Here is a 23498-nt window from a genome sequence, read left to right as displayed (position 1 = left end):
TAAAAAGGAGGTTTTTCAATGAATAAAAAAATGAATATTCTAATGTTTAGTGGGGAATACGACAAAGCACTAGCAGCTCTTATTCTAGCTAATGCAGCAAAAGAAATGGAAATGAATGTAACTATATTTTTTGCTTTTTGGGGACTTTGCCTTATAAGAGATCCAGAAAAAATGACCGATGAAGATAAAACAACTTATGAAAAAATGTTTGCAAATTTAACTCCTAGAGGTATAGAGGAACTTCCTCTCTCTAAGATGAACGTTGGTGGAATTGGAAAGAAGATGCTTAAAGATATGATGGAAGAAAATGAAACACCAACCTTAACAGATTTTTTAGATGGTGCTATAAAAAAAGATGTAACTATGTATGGTTGTAAATTATCTCTAGAGGTAATGGGTTTTAAAGAAGAAGAATTACTTCCTGAAGTAAAAATAATTACTGCAGAAGAATACTTAAAAGATGCATTAGAATCAAATATACAATTATTTATATAAATGCTTTTAAATGGCCTTACTACAATAATAGGCCATTTAATAATTACAATTTTTCCTAAAAACAAATAAGTATTCGTGGGCTATTAAAAGAAAATTATATTGCAAACTTTTATTATACCAAAACCCTGTAGCCTTACAATTATGTTGTTCTTTAATAATAGTTTCTTTTAGCACAAATCCAGCATTTAAAAATTCCTCCATCACTTTAAAGCCAAGAGGTATTATATGTTTATCTTTTCTAGTATCACCTATTAGTATAGCACAATATCTATTATTTTTTAGTACTCTAAACGATTCCTCTGCAACTTTCCTAATTTCTATAATAAATTTATCTATATTCAAATGAGATAAATCGCCATTTATATTTTTACTATACTTAATTATATTAGCATAGGGTGGATGAGTACATATTAAATCGATACTATTATCAGAAATAAAGTTTAGATTCCTAGCATCTGCATTATAAATAATTGGCTGATATTCCTTATTTTTATTGAATCTTAAATTTTCTTTTGACAATTTTACCGTTTCAGAATTAATATCTACACCAATTCCCCTTCTTTTTAATAATTTTGTCTCAATTAATGTAGTTCCACTACCTAAAAATTGATCTAATACAGTATCATTTTCTTCAGAATATCTAAGTATAATATTTCTAGGTATATAAGGTGACCAGTTACCCCTGTACTTTCCATTATGGGTAGCCCATTTCCCTCTTTCAGGAAAACTCCATACAGTTGTAGCTTCCAAAGCAAAGTTTTCAGGAGCCCAACTATCTACTTTCAATGGTTCCCTTATATTATAGTTCTTTTTATTTTTACTTAAATATTTTAGCTGAACTGATATTAATCCCTCTGGTAAAGGTATATGATTCTCTATTTCTTTAATAGTATAGCCTGCATTATTTAATTTCAATATCTCCTTTAATAAACTATTATAATTATGTCTATGATTATCCTTTAGGTGAGATAAATATTTATTTTTGTAAAGCTTTTCACTGCAAAATAAACATTTAAACTTCTTAGCCATGATTTTTTTCACCCTTATAAGTTTATAATTTCTTCTAATGCACCATCTGATATTAACTTTGTATTTAATAAGTAATCATTATTCTCAAATGTTTCTCGCAATGGTTTATGGGAACTTTTCCACCCAATTCCATCTGTAATCCAAATAAACTTATCCACAATATCCTCTTTCATAAGAAAATCATTTAAACTTCTGAATTCCCCAGACACTGACTTTAATTTTGAACCTCCACTAGAATAAAAATTAGTTTCTATTAATATCAATTTTTGCTTGTTATTAATAGCAAAATCATAGTGCCTAGAGGATTTATCTATTGGTAAATCTAAACTCCATTTCTTTTTTATTTTTTTACCTGTAGCCTGTGAAATATAATCTAACTTTAATTTTTTACATATTTCTTTAATATACCATTCTATAATATTTTCCATTATTTTACCACTTCTATTTTTACGACCATTAGTTCCAATACCAACCTCTAGCCCTATGCAGTAATCAAGTATATTTTTAATTTTTTTATTAGAAAAAAGTTTTAATAAGCCTATATTATCACAAAACTCTATAATATCATTAATTTCATCATCAGAATAGTTTCTTTTCTTTTTAAAGGAATAATTTTTATATCTCCAATTTCCCCCTTTAAAATCTACCAATACTTCCATGCTTTTTTCTCTTACAGCTACCAAAATCGGTATTGTTGAAACCACAGATGGATACTCTTTTATTAACTTTTTAAATTCATTTTGTATATTTTCTTTACCTATTAAATAATTTAACATATTTAATTCAATTTCTATATTTTCTATATTACAAAAAACTTTACCCCAGTCTATAAAGTATTCAAAAGTTCTATTAGAATGTTTTAGATTGTTTATAAAATAGTCGAAAACTTCATTCTCGTCTTTAAGACCTAATCTTTTATAAGTCTCTAAATACAACATTTATAAGCCCCCTAATAATTTAAAATTAATAATTCATTAATTTTTCCTCTTTTGTTTGCATTTGAATTTATATTTCTTTTTGCACCCACTCTAATAATATTATTTTCTTTATATAAAATATCAAAAAAATCATCACTACTATCTACATTTTTAGGATCAGAATTGCTCAACATTAATTTAGCACCTCTACTACTTAATTTCTTATAAAAATTTGCTAATCTTATTTGTTCTCTATCATCAAATTTATATTCATTGTAAGATGTAAAGCTTGAAGTTTTATTTAATGGTCTATATGGAGGATCGAAATAAACAAAGGTATTTTCATCAATATAAGTATCCATATCTTCAAAGTCCTTATTAAATATAGTTACATTTTGCAATAATTTTGATACATTTAATAAATTATCTTCATCTAAAATTAAAGGTTTTTTATATTTTCCATAGGGAACATTAAATTGTCCTTTCTTATTAACCCTATATAAACCATTAAAACAAGTCCTATTTAGAAAAATAAAATAAGCAGATTTTTTTATTTCATCTAATCCATCATTATTAAATTTACTTCTAATTGTAGAATAATAGTCCTTTCTGTCTTCATTGTCTAATTTAAAATATTCATATGATAATTTTCTAAGTTCCTCTATCAACTTATTTACATCATTTTTTATGGTTATATATATATTAATTAAATCTAAATTTAAATCATTAATTATAATTTCATCAAACTTATAATTTTGTGATAAATAAAATAACATCGCTCCACCACCTACAAAAGGTTCAATATACCTTGTTATTTTACCTTCTTTTAACTCGCTTGGTAAACTTTCATTTATTACGGCGATTAACTGTCTTTTCCCTCCTGCCCATTTAACAAAAGGTTTTGCATATGTTTTTTCACCTAACTTCATACTTATCACCTACATTTTATAATTAATATGTTTTGAGTAGATTAATTATATCAATCAGCCTTATTAAATGCAAACACCACTACACAATTATTTATATAAATATTTTTGTGATAATATAAGGTATATAAGATAAAGGGGGTTTTAGAAATGGAAAGTAAAAATTTTAATTCCTTAGAAAAAGATTTACCTCTTATAAAAGAAATAAAAAATTTGAATGAAATATTTTGGATAAATCCTAATTATAAAAGCTTTGAGAATATAAAAAATGACCTTAAGACTTCAGGAAAAGATGTGAAGAATGCAAAGGATAGACTAAATAGATTTGCTCCTTACATAGAAAATGCTTTTCCTGAGACAAAAAAATTAGGTGGAATTATAGAATCTCCATTAACCAAAATACCTAGTATGAAAAACCATATTGAAAAAGATTTAAACACTAAAATATTTGGAAATCTACTAGTGAAACTTGATAGCAATCTACCTATAGCTGGCTCTATTAAAGCAAGAGGTGGAATATATGAAGTACTTAAACATGCTGAAACATTAGCCATAAATAAGGGCATCCTCTCCATAAATGATGATTATTCTAAAATTAATAGTGATAAATTTAGAAGTTTTTACTCCAACTATACTATTCAAGTAGGAAGCACTGGCAATCTAGGCTTAAGTATAGGAATAATAAGTGCAAAGCTAGGATTTAAAGTAAAGGTACATATGTCTGCTGATGCAAAACAGTGGAAAAAAGACCTCCTAAGAAATAAAGGAGTAGAGGTAATAGAATATTCATCTGACTATTCAAAGGCTGTAGAAGAAGGCAGAAAACTTTCAGATGCAGATCCAAATAGTTATTTCATAGATGATGAAAACTCTAAGGATCTATTTACTGGATATGGAGTAGCAGGCTATAGAATTAAAGAACAGCTTGAAGAAATGAATATATTAGTTGATAAAGATCATCCCTTATTTGTATATTTGCCTTGTGGAGTTGGTAGAGGTCCTGGAGGTGTTACCTATGGTCTTAAATTAGTCTATGGTGACAGTGTCCATTGTTCCTTTGCAGAACCAACCCACTCTCCTGCTATGATACTAGGCCTTATGACTGAGCTCCATAATAAAATATGCGTTCAAGATTTTGGAATAGATAATAAAACTGACGCTGATGGACTAGCTGTAGGTAGACCTTCTAGTTTTATAGGGGAAATGATGGAAAACATATTAAGTGGCTCTTATACTATTGATGACAATAGACTTTATAAATTTTTGTCTATATTAGCAGATGAAGAAAATATCTATTTAGAACCTTCAGCCTTAGCTGGATTTATGGGTCCTGTATTTTTGTCTAAGGAACAAGGATTAGAATACATTAAAAAACAAGGTTTACTAGATAAAAGAGACAATATAACCCATATTTGCTGGGCAACTGGAGGAAGTTTAGTACCAAGGAATATAATGAATGAGTATTATAAAAAAGGAAAATTATTCAGGTAAAAGAAGGGCAAGTTGCCCTTCTAAAATTCTCTTTTCATATATAATTTTTTAGATATCTGAAATGAGATATAATATATTGCTATAGAAAATATTAGGGTATATAAACTTATTTCCTTTAAATCGAAACTTGCTATTTTATCTAATAATCCCTTTGCTTCTAATTTTTTAACTATCTTAGTAATGATAGATGGTGAAGCAAACATTAGCATCCAAAGAATAGTATTAAACACCTTTAAATCACCTAATTTAAAGTACAAGGGATAATATACAGAATAAAATATAAATAATATAGTTATAGCTGCAATAATATCCAAAATACTCACGACATTACCATCCACATTATAACCGATTATCTTTATTATATTAGTAAATGAATAGGCCAGAACACAACTAATAAGCATAAAAATTATTAAAGTCATATATTTTCCTTTCACAATATCTGTTCTTTTAATGGGAAAACTATTTAAAACCACTTCAGTTTTATTCTTATCATCATAGCCATTAGAATATATTACAGAAATAAATACTAACATAATAATTCCTAATATATACATTATGTTACCAAGAGGATAATTAGGTAAATTCATTCCCATTACAGAAATAAACAATGAATAAATTACAGCAAAAATATTTATTTTTAAAGATAATTTCAAATCTTTCTTAACTAATCTAAACATAGCATCACCTCCATTTAAAATCACAAAATAGCTCCAATTCATTTTATAAATCCTTGGTTTCGTATATCCTTATAGATAATAGTAATGATAGTAAATATAAAAATATAGATATAAGTAGAATATATTTACCATTACTCAAAAATTTTAGATTATCTACCAAAGACTTTTTACCTAAATATCCTACGTTCATTACTCCTATAAAAAAAGTTATAAACATAAATAGATGGATTATCTGAGCTAATCTGGGTTCAAAACGGAAATATGCTGGATATACTATTGAAGTGGAAATAAGTATAATAGGTATAGATATCTTTATCATCTCTAAATTAAAATAATCCACATTTGCTATTCCTAAAATATTAATTATCCACAAATAAATCCCAACATACACAATAGTCATTAAAAAATAGAAAAACGTAGATACATATCTGTATATAACTATCTCTTTTCTACTAATGGGAAGTGAATTTATCATATAGCTCGTTTTATTAGATATATCATGCCAAAATGATGTTATAGATGTAAGATAAGTATAGGTATACAATATAACAAGATACATCCATTTTGGCTCATAGGAATCAACTATAAGAAATAATAAAGGTATATATAATAGGTAAAATAATCTATTTTTATTATCAGAAATCATAAGATTTAAATCTTTTTTCAATATTCCTAACATTTTTTACCTCCTCACTGTATAGACCATTATATCTTCAAGAGTTGCTCTTTCTATCAATACTTCTTCCTTAAACATCTTCTTAATATTATTAACATCATTTGTAAGTCCTTCAAAGCCTACTGATGTTTCTCTTAATCCTATAAATTGACTTCTTACATCCCTATCAAGAAGATCTGTTCCACCTTTGACTATTGCGTAAGTATCTAATATTTCGTCTTTAGATTTAGAAAACACTATCTCTCCGTTGTTTATAAAAGTAATATAATCTGCTATTTTTTCTAAATCTGTAGTTATATGAGTAGAAAAAAATATACTTTTTCTTTCATCCTGAATTACATTATAGAGAATATCTAATATCTCTCTTCTAAATACAGGATCTAATCCTGATGTAGGCTCATCCATTATTATTAAATCTGCATTATGAGATAATGCTATTGCTAATGAAAACTTCATTTTCATACCCTTAGACAATGTTTTAATCTTAGATTTTGGATTTAAGTCAAACTCATTCATATATCTATTGAAAGCATCATCCTCCCATTTAGAATAAAAACTTGATACTATACTTTTCATTTGTTTTATAGTCAAATCCTCATAGTAATAATTTTCATCATATACGAAACCTATTCTGTCCTTTATCTCTTTTTCATGCTTAATATGATCTAGTCCAAATATTTTTATTTCTCCACCATTCTTTTTAAGTAGATTCATTATTAGCTTAATAGTAGTACTCTTTCCTGCACCATTAGGTCCAATAAATCCCATAATATATCCTGGCTCTAAGTTAAAACTAATATTATCTAATGTGAAATTTTTAAATTCTTTTCTCAAATTATTTACTTCTAAAATAGAACCCATTTTATACCTCCTCAAATAAAATTTTTATCATTTCTTCTAACTCTTCAAAAGTAAGTCCTAAAATTTTACATTCTTCTACTACTTTCATAAGTTTTTCTTCTATAATTTTTAATTTCTTTTCCTTCATAAGTTCTTTATTTTGGCCAGCTACAAAAGAACCTTTCCCTTGAACTGATTCAATAAATCCTTCTTTTTCTAACTCTTCATAAGCCCTTTTTGTAGTAATAACACTTATTTGGAGCTCCTTAGCTAGCTTTCTAATAGAAGGTAACATATCTCCCTCTTCCAATTCCCCTTTAAGTATCATCCCTTTCATTTGACTAGAAATTTGTTCATATATAGGAGAATTTGAAGAGTTTGAAATAATTATTTTCATCTCAATCTCTCCTATTCAAAAAACATAGTGTATATACTGTATATGTTGTTTATATACAGTATATACACATTTAAATAATTTGTCAATATATTTTTATATTACATACATTGTAAACTCTTATATTATATTAGTTGACAATATGCATGGAATGAAGTATATTAGTATTGTAAACCAATTTATATTTTTTAATTTACATATGAAAGGAGATTCTTTAATATGAAAATAAGTACTAGAGATATGGTTTTAGTATCTTTGTTTACAGCCTTAACAGCTATAGGAGCCTTTTTAAGTATTCCAATAGGGAATGTTCCTATATCACTTCAAAGTTTATTTACTATTCTTTCTGGACTTATATTAGGGGCTAAACTTGGCAGTTTATCTCAGCTTATCTATGTAATATTAGGACTTGCCGGTGTTAAAATATTTGTAGGTTTTTCAGGAGGTCCTCAATCAATTTTTAGTCCTAGCTTTGGGTTTTTAATAGGATTTATATTTGCTTCATATGTAGTAGGATTAATAACTCATAATAATGGAGATTTTACATTTAAAAAAATATTTTTAGCTACTTTAGTCGGAACTTTAGTCATCTATACTTTTGGAGTTCCTTATATGTATGTAATTTTAAATAAGATTTTGCTTAAAAAAATATCTTTTATAACAGCCTTGAAAACTGGCTGTATAATATTCTTGCCAGGAGATATTCTTAAATGTTTTATTTCATCTTATGTGGCAACAAAAATAATACCACTGACTATAAAAGAAACACAAATAAGGTAGATGTCTAAAAAACAGACATCTACTTTTTATTTAAAAATGAAATTTTTGTCATTATTGCCTCTCCTTATTGACTTTATTATTAGTAATTGTTAAAATATTGTCAAAGACATAGGAAATTAGAATCTGGAAGGAGGATTCTCTTTTTAAAATACTATGAAAAATATTTTAGATAAACTTTATAGAACAAATTGTTTGAATAAAGAAGAAATAATTTTTATATTAGATAATATAGATAAAGAGTGGGAAAATTATCTTTTTAATTTAGCTAAAAATACACTATTTGAAACTTATGGAAATAAAATTTTTATACGAGGTCTTCTTGAATTTTCTAATTATTGTAGGAATAATTGTATCTACTGTGGCATAAGGAAAGATAATTCAAACATAGATAGATATAGACTAGATAAAAAAGAAATACTTGCATCTCTTGAAGAAAGTAGCGAATTAGGTTATAGTACCTTTGTATTACAAAGTGGAGAAGATTTATATTATACTGATGAATACCTTGAAGATTTAATAAGAGAAATAAAATTTAAATACCCAGATAAAGCTGTTACACTATCTATTGGCGAAAGAAGTTTTGAATCTTATGAAAAGCTTTTTGAGGCTGGTGCTGATAGATTCTTACTTAGACATGAAACTGCTGACCCAATAATATATAATAGTATCCACCCAAAAATGTATTGGAATGAAAGAAAAAATTGTCTTTATAATTTAAAAAACATTGGATATCAAACAGGTGCTGGGTTCATTGTAGGACTACCTAATCAAACTAACAAAGTATTAGCAGAAGATCTGCTTTTTTTAAAAGAATTAGAGCCTGCTATGGTAGGAATAGGCCCTTTAATTCCCCATCCTGATACACCACTTAAAAAAGAAAAAATAGGTTCTGCAGAAAAAACCATTGTACTTATTGCTCTCATAAGATTGCTTCTTCCCGATGCCCTAATCCCAGTAACTACTGCATTAAATACTATATATGAATATGGGTTTGAAAGAGGAATTTTAGCTGGTGCCAATGTAATTATGCTAAATATTTCTCCCTCACATGTAAGAAAAAAATATGAAATTTATAAAAATAAAGAAACTAAGGATATCCAAGAATTAAATATTTTGAAAAAGAAAGCTAAAAATATTGGTTTTGTTATAAATATGGAAAGAGGAGATAATCTAAATTTTAGGAGGAATGAGAATGTATAGGGAAGATTTTATTAATGATGAGGAAATTTTTCAGCTTCTTGAAAAAGGAAAAAAATCAGATATAAATGAAATAAGAGAAATTATAAGCAAATCTCTAAGCAAAACTCGTCTAGAACCTATAGAAACTGCTAAACTTCTCCAAGTTAATGATAAAGAATTGTTAGAAGAAATATTCGAAGCTGCCAAAAAAATTAAAGAAGATATTTACGGTGATAGAATAGTATTTTTTGCACCCTTATACATAGGCAATAAATGTATAAATAATTGTCTATATTGTGGTTTTAGAAGATCTAATGAATCCATAGTACGTAAAACTTTAACTAAAGAAGAACTTAAAGAACAAGTAAAAATTCTTGAAAATAGTGGGCATAAAAGGCTTATATTAGTCTATGGAGAACATCCTGATTACGATGCAGAATTTATAGCAAATACTATGAATACTGTTTATAATACTAAGGAAGGTAGAGGAGAAATTCGTAGAGTAAATATAAATGCTGCTCCATTAGATATTGAGGGATATAAAATACTTAAAAGAGCAGAAATAGGCACTTTTCAAATATTCCAAGAAACCTATAACCACAAAACCTATGAAAAATTACATCCCTCAGCAGATTTAAAGGGAGATTATACTTGGAGGTTATATGGACTAGATAGAGCTATGGAAGCAGGTATTGATGATGTAGGAATAGGTGCATTATTCGGTCTTTATGACTGGAAGTTTGAAGTCATGGGACTTTTAAAACATACTATACATTTAGAAGAAAAATTTGGAGTAGGACCTCATACTATTTCTTTCCCTAGAATAGAACCTGCTATAGATACTAAATTTTATAACCAAGCAAAATATAAAGTTTCTGATGAAGATTTTAAAAAGATTGTTGCCATATTACGTCTATCTGTTCCTTATACTGGAATGATTTTAACTGCAAGAGAAACTTCCCAAGTAAGAAAAGAAGTAATTCCTCTTGGGATATCACAAATAGATGCAGGTTCAAATATTGGAATAGGAGGCTATACTGTAGGAGATCAGGTACCTGAAAAAGAACAATTTCAACTAGGTGACAATCGTTCCTTAGATGAAGTAGTAAAAGAAATGAATGATTCTGGCTTCCTCACTTCATTTTGTACGGCATGCTATAGATCTGGAAGAACAGGAGAAAATTTCATGTGCGTAGCTAAACCTGGAAATATACAAAATTATTGTGAAGCTAATGGTATACTTACTTTAAAAGAATACCTTTTAGATTATGCTTCAGATCAAACTAAAGAGACTGGCGAAAAACTTATAGAAAAAGAACTAGAAAAAATATCTAAGAAAAATTCAAAAAGAAAAATTAATATTAAAGAAAAATTGCAACTCATAGAAGAAGGCCATAGAGATGTATATTTATAAGAGGTGAAAAAATGGACAATACCCCAAACTCAAATAGAGTAGTTATTTCTATTTATGGAAAAAGAAATGCAGGAAAATCTTCATTGCTTAATTCTTTAACAAATCAAGAAATATCTATAGTAAGCCCTGTAAAAGGTACTACTACTGATCCTGTAAAGAAAGCTATGGAATTGAATCCAATAGGTCCAGTACTATTTATAGACACAGCTGGAATTGATGATAGTAGCCAATTAGGTTATTTAAGAATACAAAAAAGTATATCTATAATGCGAAGAACTGATATAGCTCTATATATTATGGATGCAAATAATATAGATGATGACTTTTTTGAAAATATGAGACAATTATTTGAAAAATATAATACAAATTATATTCATGTTATAAATAAGATAGATACAATAAATAGTGAAAAACTCAAAAAAATAAAAGCTAAATATCCAGAATCTATATTTATATCTTCTACTAAAAAAATAAATATAGATGTACTTAAAAATAGACTAATTAAAGAAATTGAAAATACAAAAAAAGAATTGCCTATTGTTGGAGACTTAATACCTTACAATAGTAAGATAATTCTTGTAGTTCCTATTGATAAACAAGCTCCAAAAGGAAGACTTATTCTTCCTCAAGTACAAGTTTTAAGAGATTGTCTAGACCATGGCATTAAATCCTATATTGTAAGAGATACGGAGCTTAAATCTGCATTAAAAGATTTAAAAGATGTAAATCTAGTAATTACTGATTCTCAAATATTTAAAAAGGTAGATAAAATAGTTCCTAAAAATATTAAACTTACTTCTTTTTCTATTTTATTTGCTAGACATAAAGGTGATTTGAAAGAATTTATTCAAGGAGCTAGAACTATAGAAAAATTAGAAAATGGAGCAAATATTCTTATAGCTGAAAACTGTACTCACAATACTAGTCATGAGGATATAGGTAGAGTTAAAATACCAAAGCTTCTTGAGGAAAAAACTAAAAAAAGCTTTAATTTCTACTTTGAATCTGGTTTTAACTTTAGTGAAAACATTGAAAAATACAATCTTATAATCCATTGTGGAGGATGTATGGTAAATAAAAAGGAAATTGAGAATAGAATTAGAATATGTAAAAGGAAAACTATTCCTATAACTAATTATGGAATAGTTCTAGCTTATCTAAATGGAATAATAGATAGAAGTATAGAATTGTTTTCTGAGGGCTATACATATCCGTAAAGCCCTCTTACAGATACTTCTCCAGACATAATCTTTTCTATTTTATTATCTCCATAATCAACTAACAATTCTCCTTCATCGCTTATATCTATTACTTTTCCTTTTTGTTCATCTTTACCTCTTATAATTTTTACTTCTCTACCTATAAGTATTGATTTGTCTCTACAAATGCCTAATGTATCTTTAAAATTGTCCTCATTTACAAAAGTAGTATATAATTTTTCGAATCTATTTAAAAAGAAACCTAATAATTTTTTTCTATTTACTTCTTTTCCAGTCTCTACTTTAATAGATGTACCTATTTTCTCTATTTCTCCTTTAAAATCTTCCTTATTTAAATTTACATTTATTCCAACACCCATTATTACATAGTTAATCATATTTAATTCACAACTCATTTCAGTAAGGATACCACATACTTTTTTCCCATTCATGACTATATCATTAGGCCATTTAATATAAGATTTTATATTCAAATCTTCCAATGCTAGTGAAACAGCTGCTGCTCCTACTTGGGTTATCTTAGCTACTTTCATTGGATCTATATGCGGTTTAAGTATAATAGACATCCAAATACCTTTTCCACTTGGAGAAGCCCAACTCCTTCCAAGTCTTCCTTTACCCAAAGTTTGCTCTTCTGAAATAATCACTGTACCTTCTGTTTCTTCTTGGGCTATTTCTTTAGCTTTTATATTTGTAGAATCTATGGTATTAAAGTAATGTATTTCTCTTCCAATAAACTTTGTATCCAAATAGTTTTCTACTTCTCCATAGGTAAGTATATCTGGTGATGAAATAAGTCTATATCCTTTCCTTGGGACTGATTCTATTTCATAACCTTCTTCTTTTAAAGTATTTATATGTTTCCATATTGCAGCTCTACTTACATCAAAATTTTCACTAATTTTTTCTCCAGATAAAAAATCATTACTATTTTCTTTTAATAATCTTAGAATTTTTTCTCTCATTAAAATCCCTTTCTATAAAATTCTCCACATTCTTCAGTAAAAGCTTCCATATATCCTAAGTCTTCTTTAACATTATCATAGTTAAAAGAATCTAATCATGTCCTTTAGTTATATATTCTCCATTTTTTCATTTTTTCCTCCATACTATATGTTATAATGTTTTTTTATATTTAATTAAAAATTTGACACTAAAAACAAAATAATGGTAATATAATTTAAACAAGGAAATAGAAAGGAGATGTGTAAAATAGAAAATTTCATTAAAAAGATTTCAATTGTATCTTTAATATTTATTGTATTATTAAGCTTCCCATTAAAAATCCATGCTGATGACTCTATATCAATCTCTAGATGGCTAATTGAATCTGAGCTCTTAGAAAATGGAGATTTGTATATTGAAGAATATATAACCTTTGATTTAACAAAAAAATTTAATAATGTATTTAGAGAAATAGTTTTTAATAAGTATAATGAAATTAACAATATTAAAGTGTATGAAATTTTAGAAGGGAAAGAAATAGAATATGGTAAAACTAATGACAAAAAGAAAGCTGACTCTGGGGTATTTGACTTAGAGACTAATAAAAACAAAAAAATCATATATATATATTCTCATTCAAAGGGTGATAAAAAAACTTTTAAAATTCAATACACTATAAAGAATCTAGCAAAAAAATATAAGGATACTGGTGAATTAAAGTATCAATTTTTAGGGGAAGACAATGAAATACCTATAGATTTTTTTTCAGTCAATATTAAATTACCGCAGAATAAAGATAATAGAGTTAAAGTATTTTCTCATGGTCCTTTAAACAGTACTATTAATTTTAAAGATGAGAATTTAATTCATATAGAAACTGAAGACATTCCAAAGAACACTTTTATAGAGGGAAGAGTACTTTTTCCAAATAAGTTTATTCCAAAATCATCTAATTCATCAGATCAAAATGTCTATGATAAAATTTTAAATGAGGAAAATAACCTTATTAAAGAAATGGAAAATAAAAAAATACAGAAGAACAAAATCATTAAAATATTAACTTATACTTCTCTAATTACTACTGGAATTGGTATAATAGGCCTAATATTACTTATCTCAATTTTGAGAAGAAAAGTAAATGTACATGAAAAAATAAATTCTAATATTATTCCAGAAGATATTACACCTGCTGTTGCTTGTTACTTAACTCTTTCATATAAAAACATAAATATCATTATAGCTACAATTCTTGATTTAGTAAGAAAAAACTATTTAAAAATAGAAGAAAAACCTGCAAATTTAAATATTATAAAAGTTGAAAATGAAAATGACCAATTATTAGAACATGAAGTTTTTTTTATAAATTGGATTATAAATAATATTGGTACAGGAAATAGTGTAGATATCGAAAGTATAGGTCAATATAGTAGAAATTATAGTGATAAATTTTTAGACGACTTTAATACATGGCAGAGTTTAGCAAAAAAAGAAACTGAAAAAAGAGGCTATTTTAACACAAAAGTCAGAAGATGTGGTCATTTATTAGCTATTATTTCTTTTATATTCTTTATTATCTCTATAGCAACTTTAGCATATGGAGTTATATATGGACTATTTCCCCTTATAATTTCTATTATTACTTTTATATATGGCCTAACATTGCTATCTAGGAAAACTGATGAAGGTCATATAGAATATAAAAAATGGAAAAAATTTATAAAACACATGAAGAATACTAAGAAAATAGATATTACTGAAGAATATTTAATATACCCCTTAGACATGACTCTAATTTATGCTTTAGCTTTTGGTATAGATAAAAATTTATTATATAAGTTTAAAAATTCAATATCAGATATTCAACTCATTAAAAATCCTTGGATGTATTGGTGCCTTTTCTCTGAAAATAGAAATATACTATATGAAAGTGTAGAAAAAGCCTTTAAACCTGTTTTAAATCACAACAACAATAGTATTGGTAACAGAAAAAAGTTTTCCAAGAAAAAAGTTGATAATATTTAAAATATATAAATATGAAACAAGTCGGGAATAAAATTCCCGACTTGTTTCATATTCCTAATATATCAAATTCAATACCATATTAAAATATAATTAGACAAGTTCTTTTAACTCTCCAATTATCTTGTATCTTGTTGTTTTCAAATCCTCAATATTCTTTTTCCCAAGGAGTAGCATTAGGATCTTTAATTTATAAGTAAGCTCTTCTACATATTTATAAGCTAAATCATATCCTCCATCTAATAGCTTCCTTAAAATTTCTCCACTTATTCCTACAATATGAGCCCCAATACATAGAGATTTCACTATATCCTGAGAATTTTTTATTCCACCACTAGCAATAATATTTAAATTCTTATTTAAATTTACACATTGTATGAGACTTAAGGCAGTAGGTATTCCCCAAGAATAAAGATCTGTAAAATCCCTATCCTTCCTCCTTCTCCCTTCTATTTCAATAAAATTAGTTCCTCCAGTCCCAGATATATCTATATATGAAACTCCTATATCATACAATCTTTTAGCCACATCTTTTGATATGCCAAATCCTACTTCTTTTACTATTACTGGTATATCAACATTCTTAATTATATACTCTATATTATTTAATACTCCTTTAAAATTTCTATCTCCCTCAGTCATTATAAGTTCTTGAGCCACATTTAAATGCAACTGAATAGCATCTGCCTCCAGCATATCTATGGCAATCTTAACTTCTTCAATTGTAGCCATAGAACTTAAATTAGCTATCACTATTCCTTCTTTTACTATTTCCCTTACAACTTCATAAGATTCCCTACTTTCTTTATTGTATAACGCTATAGTTTGAGAGCCTACTGCTATAGGAATATTAAACTCTAAAGCTATATGAGAAAGCTGTCTATTTATTTCCCAGGAAAAATCTGTGCCACCTGTAATAGCGTTAATCATTATAGGAAAATCTACATCTTTATCTAAAAATGTAGATTTTGTATTTATTTCATCAAAATTTAGTTCGGGAAGAGCATTATGCTCTAAATATATATCTTCAAAAAGAGCATTATTCTCATGTTCTGATTCCATATAAAAATTTATATGTTCTGCTTTCCTATCCCTTCTTTTATTAAATTGTTCAATTTTCTTCATAATAAAACCTCACATCAATTATATTTCTATACTTTTACTAATATATATATTCACTAAATAACTCTCTTACCATTGCATCCATTTCCGTTTTGTTATATATGAAATAACTAACTCTATTTATCCATTTACCATCACCAGGTAGGGTATTTAGGGTAATATTGTCTGTGTTTATTTTCCTAGCCTTTAGAGCCATCTTTGTTAAACTACTCATAGGTATATTAGTATCTACATTTCTATAATATGAAGGTACCATTGTAGGAAGTTTTACTAAATTTTTAGGTCTTAAAGCTTGTTCTATAAAAGCTTTAATAAACTGTTGTTGTGCCCTTATTCTTCCTAGGTCTGCATCTTTATAACCTTTTCTAAATCTTAAAAATTGAAGAGATTTTTGTCCATCTAATACTTGCTTACCTTCTTTTAGATCTATGACAAGGGGTGGATCTGCTGTAGGATCTTCATAATACATATCCTGTGGTACATCTACTTCCACACCACCTATTTTATCTACTGCCTCTTCAACTATTGTATAATCTACCTTTACATAATAATCTAGATTAAGTCCTAATAATTCTTTTACGGTTTTAACAGCTAACTCAGGACCTCCATAAGCATGTGCCGCATTTATCTTGCTTATTCCACTTCTCCCATCAATATTTACTTTTGTATCTCTGGGTATAGAAAGTACATTGACACTTTCATTAGAAAGATCTACTTTAACTAACATCATAGTATCTGTTCTAGCTCCTTTTTCATTTTCTGAATCTTGAGCATCTATCCCTAAAAGTAAGAATAATATTTCATTTTTGCTATCAGAAACATTTTCATCTTTAGAACCTCCTAATCCATTATCTAAAATGAAATGTCCAATTATTCCATAAGCTACTATAAATAGAATTAAAGACATAAAAAAAGCTTTAAAGAATTTCCTCATCAAATTTCACCTCAAAAGTTTAAAGTAAATTGCTTAAGTTCAATAATACTAGAATAAACATTTTTTTGCAATTAGTAAATATATGTTTTTAATATTTATTAACTTATATTTCTCCAAAAATAGTAAAAGCAGGCTATTTACCTACTTGTATTTCTCCTGCTTTTATTAGAGCTGTTTTTGTAATCATTGGTCCTAACAACTCATATATAACTGTAGCTGCAAGAACAATAGTTCTCACTTGTGCCCCATAAGGATGAGGTAGAATATTTTCTGCAGTCATTGAAAGCCCTATAGCTACTCCTGCCTGAGGAATTAATGTATATCCTAAATATTTCTGAACAGTTTTAGGAAAATTTGAAATTCTAGATCCTAAATAAGCACCTAGGATTTTTCCTACTACCCTAGTTATTACATATGCAATTCCTAAAAGTCCTACATCTTTAATAATAGATAAATCTAATTGAACACCAGCTATTGTAAAAAATGAAATAAGCACAGGTGGTGTAAATCTTTCTACAGTAGTAAAAGCCCTTTTATTATTAGGATCTACATTTATTAAAGTAGCTCCTACCATCATACATGCAAGTAATGATGAAAGTTCAAATTTTATAGCAATACCTGTAGTAATAAAAAGTGTAGCTATAATAATAGAAAGGAGTCCATCTTCTCCCTTTACCCTTTTAGATAAATAAGTTAAAATTATTCCCATTAAAAAACCTAAAAACAAAGCGAGAAATATTTCTAATAGTGGAATAAATATTATCTTAAATACTGAAATATTGGCTGAATTATTTATTACAGCTTTTGCAATGGTAGTCGATATACCAAAAGCTATAATTCCTACTGCATCATCCATTGCCACTACTGGTAATAATGTATTTACTACTGGTCCTTTTGCCTTGTATTGTCTAATAACCATTAGTGTAGCTGCTGGTGCAGTTGCTGCTGCTATTGCTCCTAAAACCAAGCTAAAAGGAACAGGCTGCTTAAATACAAAGATCATTAAAGTATCAACTAAAGCCACAGCAATAAGTGCTTCTAAAAAAGTTATAATAATGACACCTTTTCCTACACTCTTTAAATTTTCTATATTAAATTCACTTCCAATGCTATATGCTATAAAAGATAGTGCAGCTTCAGAAATAATAGAAAGCTTATTGGCACCTTCTTTAGGTATAATTCCTAGAATTGATGGTCCTATAATAAGACCTGCAATTAAATATCCAGTTACATTAGGTAATTTAAATCTCTCTAAGGCTTTTGCAACAAATATTCCTGCAAATAATACAACTGATACATAAAATAACATGTTCATCTAATCATCCCTCTATTTCAAAATTCCTTCTGTAATGTTTACTGGCACAGTAAACATTATTCCTACTCCATTTTTATTTAAATCTCCTACAACTTTTTTAACACAATCCATAGCAATAGATATTTTTTCACTATCTAATACTGTAAATATAGTTTTATTAAAAGGTCTGTTTTCATTTAACATCATTTTTAAAGAACCAAATAGTGGTATATCTTCTGGATGCTCATCAGCAAGTACTTTAATCATTCCCATACTATCTATAATAGTTGCTCCCCTTATTCCATTATTATTGAACTCAACCATCAAATCATCTAATAAATCTATTTTATTTAATACAATTACTAATACCTCCATTTTACTATCTCTCCCTCCCTTTTTTATTATATTCCTCATAAAAATATTTTTCAAACTTTTATTTAAACCTTGATACGTTAGGATTTCCTTCAATATAAAATCTATATAAAAAGTCTTTTGCTTCTTCTGAATAGTCTATTCCTATCCTTTTTGCCTCAATAATATTGAAGTCCTTATTTTCCCCTTTTTTAATATAAAGTTTATCCCCAGATAAATCTTCTTTGTCTAATGATCTATCAATCATCATAGCCTGGCATAGTTTACCAGGCCCATTAGTTAAATTTTTAATTTGGTATTTTGTCAATTCTTCTAATGGTTTTTTAAACCTATTCAATGCCATATATTCTAATCCTTCAATAGGTTCTATACCTCTGATTAAAACTCCCTGAGGAACTCCTTCTTCCCTTGTTATGGTATTTAAACAATTATACATTCCATAAATAATGTAAACATAAGCCCTTCCTGGTGGTCCATACATAGTCTCCACTCTTTTAGTCCTTCTTCCGCCATAGGCATGAGCTGCCTTATCTTCAACTCCTAAATAAGCCTCTGTCTCTACAATAATCCCTTTAAGTATTTTTTCCTCTGTTCTATGCACAAGAATTTGCCCTAATAAATCTTTGGCAACAGTTAAAGTATCTCTATTGTAAAACTCCCTATCTAATTTCAAAATTATACCCTCCTAAACTACCTTTCATATTTCTACCTTCTCTATTTTAACACATTAGCAAAGGAATTATAAACTTATACTATAAACAAACTTTTGCGTCTCATAACTCTTTTCAGAATTAAGTTAACTTTTATTAATAAAGAATTAACAGAAATTTATTTGAAATTATTTAATTATACAGATATCATCAATAATAGGAAGAAAAACTGCTTATCAGATTAGTATAATAAAAGAAGGAGGATTTAAATGGAAAATAGTAAAAGACAAGAGTCTAGTAGGAAAACCCTTTCCCCAAAAGCTTATGAAACTGTTCCTGGAGATGAATATGAACCCTTTGTCTCTGCGAATATAACATTGCCAGAGATAACTGTAACAGCAGTTATTCTAGGTTGTTTATTATCTGTTATTTTTGGAGCTGCTAATGCATACTTAGGGTTAAAACTAGGACAAACTGTTGGAGCATCTGTTCCCTGTGCAGTCACTTCCATGGCAGTTTTACGTGGAGTTTTAAAACGTGGCAATATTTTAGAAAATAATATGGTACAAACCATTGGTTCTGCAGGAGAATCTGTGGCTGCAGGGGTTATCTTCACTATTCCTGCTCTCATTGTTTGGGGATTGGATGTTAATTTATTAGAAGTAAGTGTTATGGCATTATTAGGTGGGGTTTTGGGAGTTTTAATTCTTATTCCGTTAAGAAAATATCTTGTTTCAGAAGAGCATGGCTATCTACCCTTCCCAGATGGATTAGCATGTGCAGAAGTATTGGTTGCTGGAGAAACTGGTGGACAATCTGCTACAACTTTATTCATTGGAGCAATAATATCTGGAATTTACACCCTTTGTGTAAATGGATTTAAATTATGGAAAAGTAGCATTGGAACATTTATCAAAGGATTTGAAAATGCTTATATTGGCATTGAAACTACACCTGCACTTCTTGGAATTGGCTATATCATGGGACCTAAAATTGCAGCTTTTATGTTCTCTGGAGCCATGCTAGGTTGGCTAGTTCTAATTCCATTAATTAAATATTTTGGAGCAGGTCTAATAGATGTAGTTTATCCAGCCACTATCCCTATTGCACAAATGACAGTGGAGGATATTTGGAGTAATTATATACGATATATTGGAGCTGGTACAGTAGTATTTGGAGGACTTTGGAGTTTTATTAAAGTTATCCCTGTAATGTTTAGTAGTTTCAAAACTGGATTTCAAAATCTTACTAATAAGAAGACAACAAATATTCGTACAGATGAAGATATGAATACGGGTGTTGTATTTATATTAACTATTATCATTTTTATAATTATGGCATTTTTACCACCATTAAAATTAGGTATAGGGAAATCCCTACTAGTTTTGATATTTACTACATTATTTGTTCCTGTAGCAGCAAAGATGGTAGGGATGACATCTAATAACCCTGTTTCTGGTATGACTATAGCTACACTACTTATCACTTCTCTACTATTAAAACAACTTGGTGTAGTAGGAGAAGAAGGTATGCTAGCTGCTCTTTCAGTAGGAGTAATAGTATGTATTGCTGTTGGAGTTACTGGAGATACATCTCAAGATTTAAAAACAGGCTTTTTAGTAGGTGCAACTCCTAAAAACCAACAAATTGGTGAAATTATTGGGGTAATAGTATCATCAGCAGCTATTGGATTTGTTATAGTCCTATTAGATGGTGCTTATGGGATTGGTTCTCCAGAATTGCCAGCACCACAAGCAACACTGATGTCCCTTGTAGTACAAGGTGTTTTCTCAGAAAGTCTTCCATGGATTTTAATTTTCACTGGAATGGCTATTGGTGCTATTGTAGAAATGATGGGGCTTCCAGTCTTACCTTTTGCAATTGGCCTTTATCTACCAATTTCTCTATCTTCGGCACCAGTAATTGGTGGTTTAATAAGATGGATACTAGAAAAGAGAACATCTGGAGAAGAATTTGTTATTAGAAGACAAACAGGTACTTTAGTTGCATCTGGATTTGTAGCAGGGGATTCTTTAATGGGAGTAGTGTTAGCTATATTTGCATATTTTAATATTAATATAGGTTTTGGTGCGAATGTTAAAATATTAGAAAATCCTATATTTACAATTATACCTTATATATTAATATGCCTAGTATTGCACTACTTCTCAAATATTAAAAAGCCAAAAAATTTAGATGCTTAGACTAAAGACACATGATAACTTATTAGAATTGATTCCCCAAAAAAACAATCCTTTTGTCTATACAGTAGAAGAAGACGATAAAATCACCTTAGTTATTAAAAGAGAAAGCACTTGTGATAAGTTTTTCCTTAAGATTTTTAGAAAAGCTCCAAAAAAACTTTTTGTTCATTTAGATAATAAAGGAAGCTTTGTCTGGAACAAAATAGATAACAAAAAAAATGTCTTAGAATTAGCAAAAGAATATGGACATAAATACGGAGTCAAAGCAGAAGATGCTATTGCCCAAACTGGAGAGTTTATAAGAATTTTAAAAAACAATAAACTTATACAATTAAAAAATGAGAATTAAAAAAACGGCTATTAGCCGTTTTTTTAATTCTCAACCATATCCAATAATATTTCTTTTTTCAAATCTTCTTTATTTCTTTCTCCTATTAGATAATCTACTATTTCTAGAGCAAAATATACTGCTACAGCAGGTCCTCTTGCTGTTATAATATGTCCGTCTCTTACTACTAAGTCTTCTTTATACTTTCCACTCTTTAATTCTCCCTCAGTTCCAGGATAAGAAGTTATGTTTTTTCCGTCTATTATTCCAGCCTTTTCTAATACAATTGGCGCAGCACATATTGCTGCAATTAGCTTTTCATTCTTATCAAAATCTTTTACTAATTCTATAACCCTATCATTGTCTCTCAAATTTGTAGAACCTGGCAGTCCTCCTGGAAGAACTATTCCGTCATAACCTTCAATATCTACTATATCCTTTAATACTTTATCCGATTCTACTGATATTCTATGAGCACCTTCTACATTTTTGCTTTCAGCAATAGAACAAGTATCACATATTATATCCTTTCTCCTTAAGTAATCTACTACTGTAAGAGCTTCAACTTCTTCAAAACCTTCTGCTAACATAAGTAATATTTTCTTCATGAATATCCTCCTTATATAATATATTTTATAAAAAAAGCCTTTAACTTGAATGTAGTTAAGGCTATAAATTCCTATTTAATTAATATATACCACAATATAGTGAATTTATCAAATTATTCTACAACTATTGTCTCCTTTTTAAAATAGATTAAAAATAAAATCAGTCATTTTTTGAATTTTTTCAAGAAATACTTTATAATTATTATCGAAAATGACTTTCAATTTCATTTTTAAACACTGAACACCATTTAATTTTTGTTTTATGAGGAGGATTAAAATGAAACTATTTCTTCTTGAAGAAAAGCTAATTGAAGAAGCTAATATGGGAAATCTAGAGGAAGCTTTAGATACGTACTATCAAATGTTTAAGCTTATCTCAAAAAACAGTTCTGACAAAATATCATCTATAAGATTTGTTAAAAATTATTTGATTTCTTTAAATCAATCACTGTATAAAAATTTTTGTAAAAATATATCATGTAAGTACTCTATGTATAAAATTAGAAATGATTTTATAGAAAGAATTGAAGAAAATAATTGCATAAACCACCTTTATAATTTAGGGAGAGAAATCATATCTTATTATTCTAATACTACAATAGAAAGATGTATATGTACTGAAAACCCTATTGTGAAGGAAGCTTTAAACTATATACACAAATATATTAATGAAGATTTAAGCTTAGAAAAAGTTGCCCATGAAATTCATGTAAGTAAAAATCATCTTTCAACCTTATTTGCTCGATGTACAGGATACAATTTTTCAAGCTATGTAAATAACGCTAAAATAGAAAAGAGTAAAGCGCTCCTTAAAAATACCAATAATTCCATATTGAATATAGCAATTGAATGTGGATTTAATAGCCAGAGTTATTTTTGTTCCACTTTTAAGAAAATAACTGGAATTACACCTACAGATTATAGAATGAAAAGTTTAAAGGAAGAATCTAAATGAGCCTCTCTCACTTACGGAAGTGGAAGTTT

The 23498-nt window shown here is 28.1% G+C and carries 24 protein-coding genes; 10 read left to right on the top strand and 14 right to left on the bottom strand.

Annotated features, from left to right (window positions below):
* The first annotated feature begins 18 nt into the window (after positions 1-18).
* Complete coding sequence (locus tag NSA23_RS05905; RefSeq protein WP_042680408.1) at positions 19-495, top strand: DsrE/DsrF/DrsH-like family protein; 477 nt, start codon at positions 19-21, stop codon at positions 493-495.
* Positions 496-531: 36 nt separating this feature from the next.
* Here the strand turns inward: NSA23_RS05905 and NSA23_RS05900 are convergent, their stop codons facing one another.
* Genes NSA23_RS05900 through NSA23_RS05890 form a run of 3 tightly spaced genes read right to left on the bottom strand, consistent with a single transcriptional unit; the run spans position 532 to position 3370 of the window.
* Positions 532-1524 carry a TRM11 family SAM-dependent methyltransferase gene (locus tag NSA23_RS05900; RefSeq protein ID WP_075052112.1) on the bottom strand — a complete coding sequence of 331 codons (993 nt, stop codon included), beginning with the start codon at positions 1522-1524 and terminating at the stop codon, positions 532-534.
* 14 nt (positions 1525-1538) lie between these two features.
* Entirely contained in the window at positions 1539-2462 is a 924-nt protein-coding gene (locus NSA23_RS05895; protein WP_042680410.1) for a type II restriction endonuclease, read from the bottom strand.
* A gap of 11 nt (positions 2463-2473) precedes the next feature.
* Positions 2474-3370 carry a DNA adenine methylase gene (locus NSA23_RS05890; RefSeq protein WP_042680412.1) on the bottom strand — a complete coding sequence of 299 codons (897 nt, stop codon included), beginning with the start codon at positions 3368-3370 and terminating at the stop codon, positions 2474-2476.
* 147 nt (positions 3371-3517) lie between these two features.
* On the opposite strand from NSA23_RS05890, the gene NSA23_RS05885 reads away from it, so the two are divergent.
* Positions 3518-4858: a D-serine ammonia-lyase gene (locus NSA23_RS05885; RefSeq protein WP_042680414.1), complete on the top strand. Its 1341-nt coding sequence runs from the start codon at positions 3518-3520 to the stop codon at positions 4856-4858.
* A 20-nt stretch (positions 4859-4878) separates the two neighbouring features.
* On the opposite strand, the gene NSA23_RS05880 is transcribed toward NSA23_RS05885, so the two are convergent.
* Genes NSA23_RS05880 through NSA23_RS05865 form a run of 4 tightly spaced genes read right to left on the bottom strand, consistent with a single transcriptional unit; the run spans position 4879 to position 7448 of the window.
* Entirely contained in the window at positions 4879-5535 is a 657-nt protein-coding gene (locus tag NSA23_RS05880) for an ABC-2 transporter permease (protein WP_187116647.1), read from the bottom strand.
* 43 nt (positions 5536-5578) lie between these two features.
* On the bottom strand, positions 5579-6214 hold the full coding sequence (locus tag NSA23_RS05875; RefSeq protein WP_042680418.1) for an ABC-2 transporter permease: 636 nt from the start codon (positions 6212-6214) through the stop codon (positions 5579-5581).
* A 3-nt stretch (positions 6215-6217) separates the two neighbouring features.
* Positions 6218-7072, bottom strand: coding sequence for an ABC transporter ATP-binding protein (locus NSA23_RS05870; RefSeq protein ID WP_042680420.1), 855 nt, complete (start codon positions 7070-7072; stop codon positions 6218-6220).
* Between the two features lies 1 nt (position 7073).
* The gene (locus NSA23_RS05865) at positions 7074-7448 is read right to left on the bottom strand and encodes a GntR family transcriptional regulator (RefSeq protein WP_042680422.1); all 375 of its coding nucleotides are present in this window, start codon (positions 7446-7448) and stop codon (positions 7074-7076) included.
* A 216-nt stretch (positions 7449-7664) separates the two neighbouring features.
* Here NSA23_RS05865 and NSA23_RS05860 point away from each other — a divergent pair, with 216 nt between their 5' ends.
* From NSA23_RS05860 to hydF, 4 genes are all read left to right on the top strand, one after another.
* A complete protein-coding gene (locus NSA23_RS05860; RefSeq protein ID WP_257490330.1) occupies positions 7665-8225 on the top strand; it encodes a biotin transporter BioY in 561 nt (186 codons plus the stop codon).
* Positions 8226-8378: 153 nt separating this feature from the next.
* The gene (gene hydE / locus NSA23_RS05855) at positions 8379-9425 is read left to right on the top strand and encodes a [FeFe] hydrogenase H-cluster radical SAM maturase HydE (protein WP_042680426.1); all 1047 of its coding nucleotides are present in this window, start codon (positions 8379-8381) and stop codon (positions 9423-9425) included.
* On the top strand, positions 9418-10818 hold the full coding sequence (gene hydG, locus NSA23_RS05850; protein WP_246119185.1) for a [FeFe] hydrogenase H-cluster radical SAM maturase HydG: 1401 nt from the start codon (positions 9418-9420) through the stop codon (positions 10816-10818). Before hydE ends, hydG begins: the two co-directional genes overlap by 8 nt.
* Before the next feature lie 11 nt (positions 10819-10829).
* Complete coding sequence (gene hydF / locus NSA23_RS05845; RefSeq protein WP_042680430.1) at positions 10830-12035, top strand: [FeFe] hydrogenase H-cluster maturation GTPase HydF; 1206 nt, start codon at positions 10830-10832, stop codon at positions 12033-12035.
* Here the strand turns inward: hydF and NSA23_RS05840 are convergent.
* On the bottom strand, positions 12020-13003 hold the full coding sequence (locus NSA23_RS05840; protein ID WP_042680432.1) for a biotin--[acetyl-CoA-carboxylase] ligase: 984 nt from the start codon (positions 13001-13003) through the stop codon (positions 12020-12022). The genes hydF and NSA23_RS05840 overlap by 16 nt on opposite strands.
* 238 nt (positions 13004-13241) lie before the next feature.
* Here NSA23_RS05840 and NSA23_RS05835 point away from each other — a divergent pair, with 238 nt between their 5' ends.
* Positions 13242-15005 (top strand): DUF2207 domain-containing protein, encoded by a 1764-nt coding sequence (locus NSA23_RS05835; RefSeq protein WP_042680434.1) that lies wholly within the window; start codon positions 13242-13244, stop codon positions 15003-15005.
* A gap of 90 nt (positions 15006-15095) precedes the next feature.
* Here NSA23_RS05835 and fni read toward each other — a convergent pair whose 3' ends face one another.
* The 5 genes from fni to NSA23_RS05810 all read right to left on the bottom strand — a co-directional run bounded on the left by fni (position 15096) and on the right by NSA23_RS05810 (position 19397).
* Positions 15096-16127, bottom strand: coding sequence for a type 2 isopentenyl-diphosphate Delta-isomerase (gene fni / locus NSA23_RS05830; RefSeq protein ID WP_042680436.1), 1032 nt, complete (start codon positions 16125-16127; stop codon positions 15096-15098).
* Between the two features lie 37 nt (positions 16128-16164).
* Positions 16165-17031: an LCP family protein gene (locus NSA23_RS05825; protein ID WP_257490329.1), complete on the bottom strand. Its 867-nt coding sequence runs from the start codon at positions 17029-17031 to the stop codon at positions 16165-16167.
* A gap of 160 nt (positions 17032-17191) precedes the next feature.
* Complete coding sequence (locus tag NSA23_RS05820; RefSeq protein WP_042680440.1) at positions 17192-18373, bottom strand: cation:proton antiporter; 1182 nt, start codon at positions 18371-18373, stop codon at positions 17192-17194.
* Between the two features lie 12 nt (positions 18374-18385).
* Complete coding sequence (locus NSA23_RS05815; protein WP_042680442.1) at positions 18386-18727, bottom strand: hypothetical protein; 342 nt, start codon at positions 18725-18727, stop codon at positions 18386-18388.
* Positions 18728-18785: 58 nt separating this feature from the next.
* Positions 18786-19397 carry a DNA-3-methyladenine glycosylase gene (locus NSA23_RS05810; RefSeq protein WP_042680444.1) on the bottom strand — a complete coding sequence of 204 codons (612 nt, stop codon included), beginning with the start codon at positions 19395-19397 and terminating at the stop codon, positions 18786-18788.
* A 246-nt stretch (positions 19398-19643) separates the two neighbouring features.
* Here NSA23_RS05810 and NSA23_RS05805 point away from each other — a divergent pair, with 246 nt between their 5' ends.
* Complete coding sequence (locus NSA23_RS05805) at positions 19644-21578, top strand: OPT family oligopeptide transporter (RefSeq protein WP_042680446.1); 1935 nt, start codon at positions 19644-19646, stop codon at positions 21576-21578.
* Positions 21571-21927, top strand: coding sequence for a PqqD family protein (locus tag NSA23_RS05800; protein ID WP_042680448.1), 357 nt, complete (start codon positions 21571-21573; stop codon positions 21925-21927). The genes NSA23_RS05805 and NSA23_RS05800 overlap by 8 nt, the downstream gene beginning before the upstream one ends.
* Positions 21928-21950: 23 nt before the next feature.
* Here the strand turns inward: NSA23_RS05800 and NSA23_RS05795 are convergent, their stop codons facing one another.
* On the bottom strand, positions 21951-22514 hold the full coding sequence (locus tag NSA23_RS05795) for a DJ-1 family glyoxalase III (protein WP_042680450.1): 564 nt from the start codon (positions 22512-22514) through the stop codon (positions 21951-21953).
* Positions 22515-22791: 277 nt separating this feature from the next.
* Between NSA23_RS05795 and NSA23_RS05790 the strand changes: the two genes are divergently transcribed.
* Positions 22792-23469 (top strand): helix-turn-helix transcriptional regulator, encoded by a 678-nt coding sequence (locus NSA23_RS05790; RefSeq protein WP_042680451.1) that lies wholly within the window; start codon positions 22792-22794, stop codon positions 23467-23469.
* Positions 23470-23498 lie beyond the last annotated feature (29 nt).

Source organism: Anaerosalibacter massiliensis, assembly GCF_024623155.1.
Lineage (GTDB): Bacteria > Bacillota > Clostridia > Tissierellales > Sporanaerobacteraceae > Anaerosalibacter > Anaerosalibacter massiliensis.
Note: the sequence above shows the minus strand (reverse complement) of the source record. Positions and strands in the feature narration are given on the sequence as shown.

Bases quoted from the DNA above. Each gene is read 5' to 3' on its own strand.
- NSA23_RS05835 (WP_042680434.1), top strand. From the start codon at position 13,242: ATGTGTAAAATAGAAAATTTCATTAAAAAGATTTCAATTGTATCTTTA.
- hydE (WP_042680426.1), top strand. From the start codon at position 8,379: ATGAAAAATATTTTAGATAAACTTTATAGAACAAATTGTTTGAATAAA.
- NSA23_RS05875 (WP_042680418.1), bottom strand. From the start codon at position 6,214: ATGTTAGGAATATTGAAAAAAGATTTAAATCTTATGATTTCTGATAAT.
- NSA23_RS05865 (WP_042680422.1), bottom strand. From the start codon at position 7,448: ATGAAAATAATTATTTCAAACTCTTCAAATTCTCCTATATATGAACAA.
- NSA23_RS05805 (WP_042680446.1), top strand. From the start codon at position 19,644: ATGGAAAATAGTAAAAGACAAGAGTCTAGTAGGAAAACCCTTTCCCCA.
- NSA23_RS05790 (WP_042680451.1), top strand. From the start codon at position 22,792: ATGAAACTATTTCTTCTTGAAGAAAAGCTAATTGAAGAAGCTAATATG.
- NSA23_RS05880 (WP_187116647.1), bottom strand. From the start codon at position 5,535: ATGTTTAGATTAGTTAAGAAAGATTTGAAATTATCTTTAAAAATAAAT.
- NSA23_RS05820 (WP_042680440.1), bottom strand. From the start codon at position 18,373: ATGAACATGTTATTTTATGTATCAGTTGTATTATTTGCAGGAATATTT.
- NSA23_RS05860 (WP_257490330.1), top strand. From the start codon at position 7,665: ATGAAAATAAGTACTAGAGATATGGTTTTAGTATCTTTGTTTACAGCC.
- NSA23_RS05905 (WP_042680408.1), top strand. From the start codon at position 19: ATGAATAAAAAAATGAATATTCTAATGTTTAGTGGGGAATACGACAAA.
- hydF (WP_042680430.1), top strand. From the start codon at position 10,830: ATGGACAATACCCCAAACTCAAATAGAGTAGTTATTTCTATTTATGGA.
- fni (WP_042680436.1), bottom strand. From the start codon at position 16,127: ATGAAGAAAATTGAACAATTTAATAAAAGAAGGGATAGGAAAGCAGAA.
- NSA23_RS05895 (WP_042680410.1), bottom strand. From the start codon at position 2,462: ATGTTGTATTTAGAGACTTATAAAAGATTAGGTCTTAAAGACGAGAAT.
- NSA23_RS05795 (WP_042680450.1), bottom strand. From the start codon at position 22,514: ATGAAGAAAATATTACTTATGTTAGCAGAAGGTTTTGAAGAAGTTGAA.
- NSA23_RS05825 (WP_257490329.1), bottom strand. From the start codon at position 17,031: ATGTCTTTAATTCTATTTATAGTAGCTTATGGAATAATTGGACATTTC.
- NSA23_RS05870 (WP_042680420.1), bottom strand. From the start codon at position 7,072: ATGGGTTCTATTTTAGAAGTAAATAATTTGAGAAAAGAATTTAAAAAT.
- NSA23_RS05900 (WP_075052112.1), bottom strand. From the start codon at position 1,524: ATGGCTAAGAAGTTTAAATGTTTATTTTGCAGTGAAAAGCTTTACAAA.
- NSA23_RS05840 (WP_042680432.1), bottom strand. From the start codon at position 13,003: ATGAGAGAAAAAATTCTAAGATTATTAAAAGAAAATAGTAATGATTTT.
- NSA23_RS05800 (WP_042680448.1), top strand. From the start codon at position 21,571: ATGCTTAGACTAAAGACACATGATAACTTATTAGAATTGATTCCCCAA.
- hydG (WP_246119185.1), top strand. From the start codon at position 9,418: ATGTATAGGGAAGATTTTATTAATGATGAGGAAATTTTTCAGCTTCTT.
- NSA23_RS05890 (WP_042680412.1), bottom strand. From the start codon at position 3,370: ATGAAGTTAGGTGAAAAAACATATGCAAAACCTTTTGTTAAATGGGCA.
- NSA23_RS05885 (WP_042680414.1), top strand. From the start codon at position 3,518: ATGGAAAGTAAAAATTTTAATTCCTTAGAAAAAGATTTACCTCTTATA.
- NSA23_RS05815 (WP_042680442.1), bottom strand. From the start codon at position 18,727: ATGGAGGTATTAGTAATTGTATTAAATAAAATAGATTTATTAGATGAT.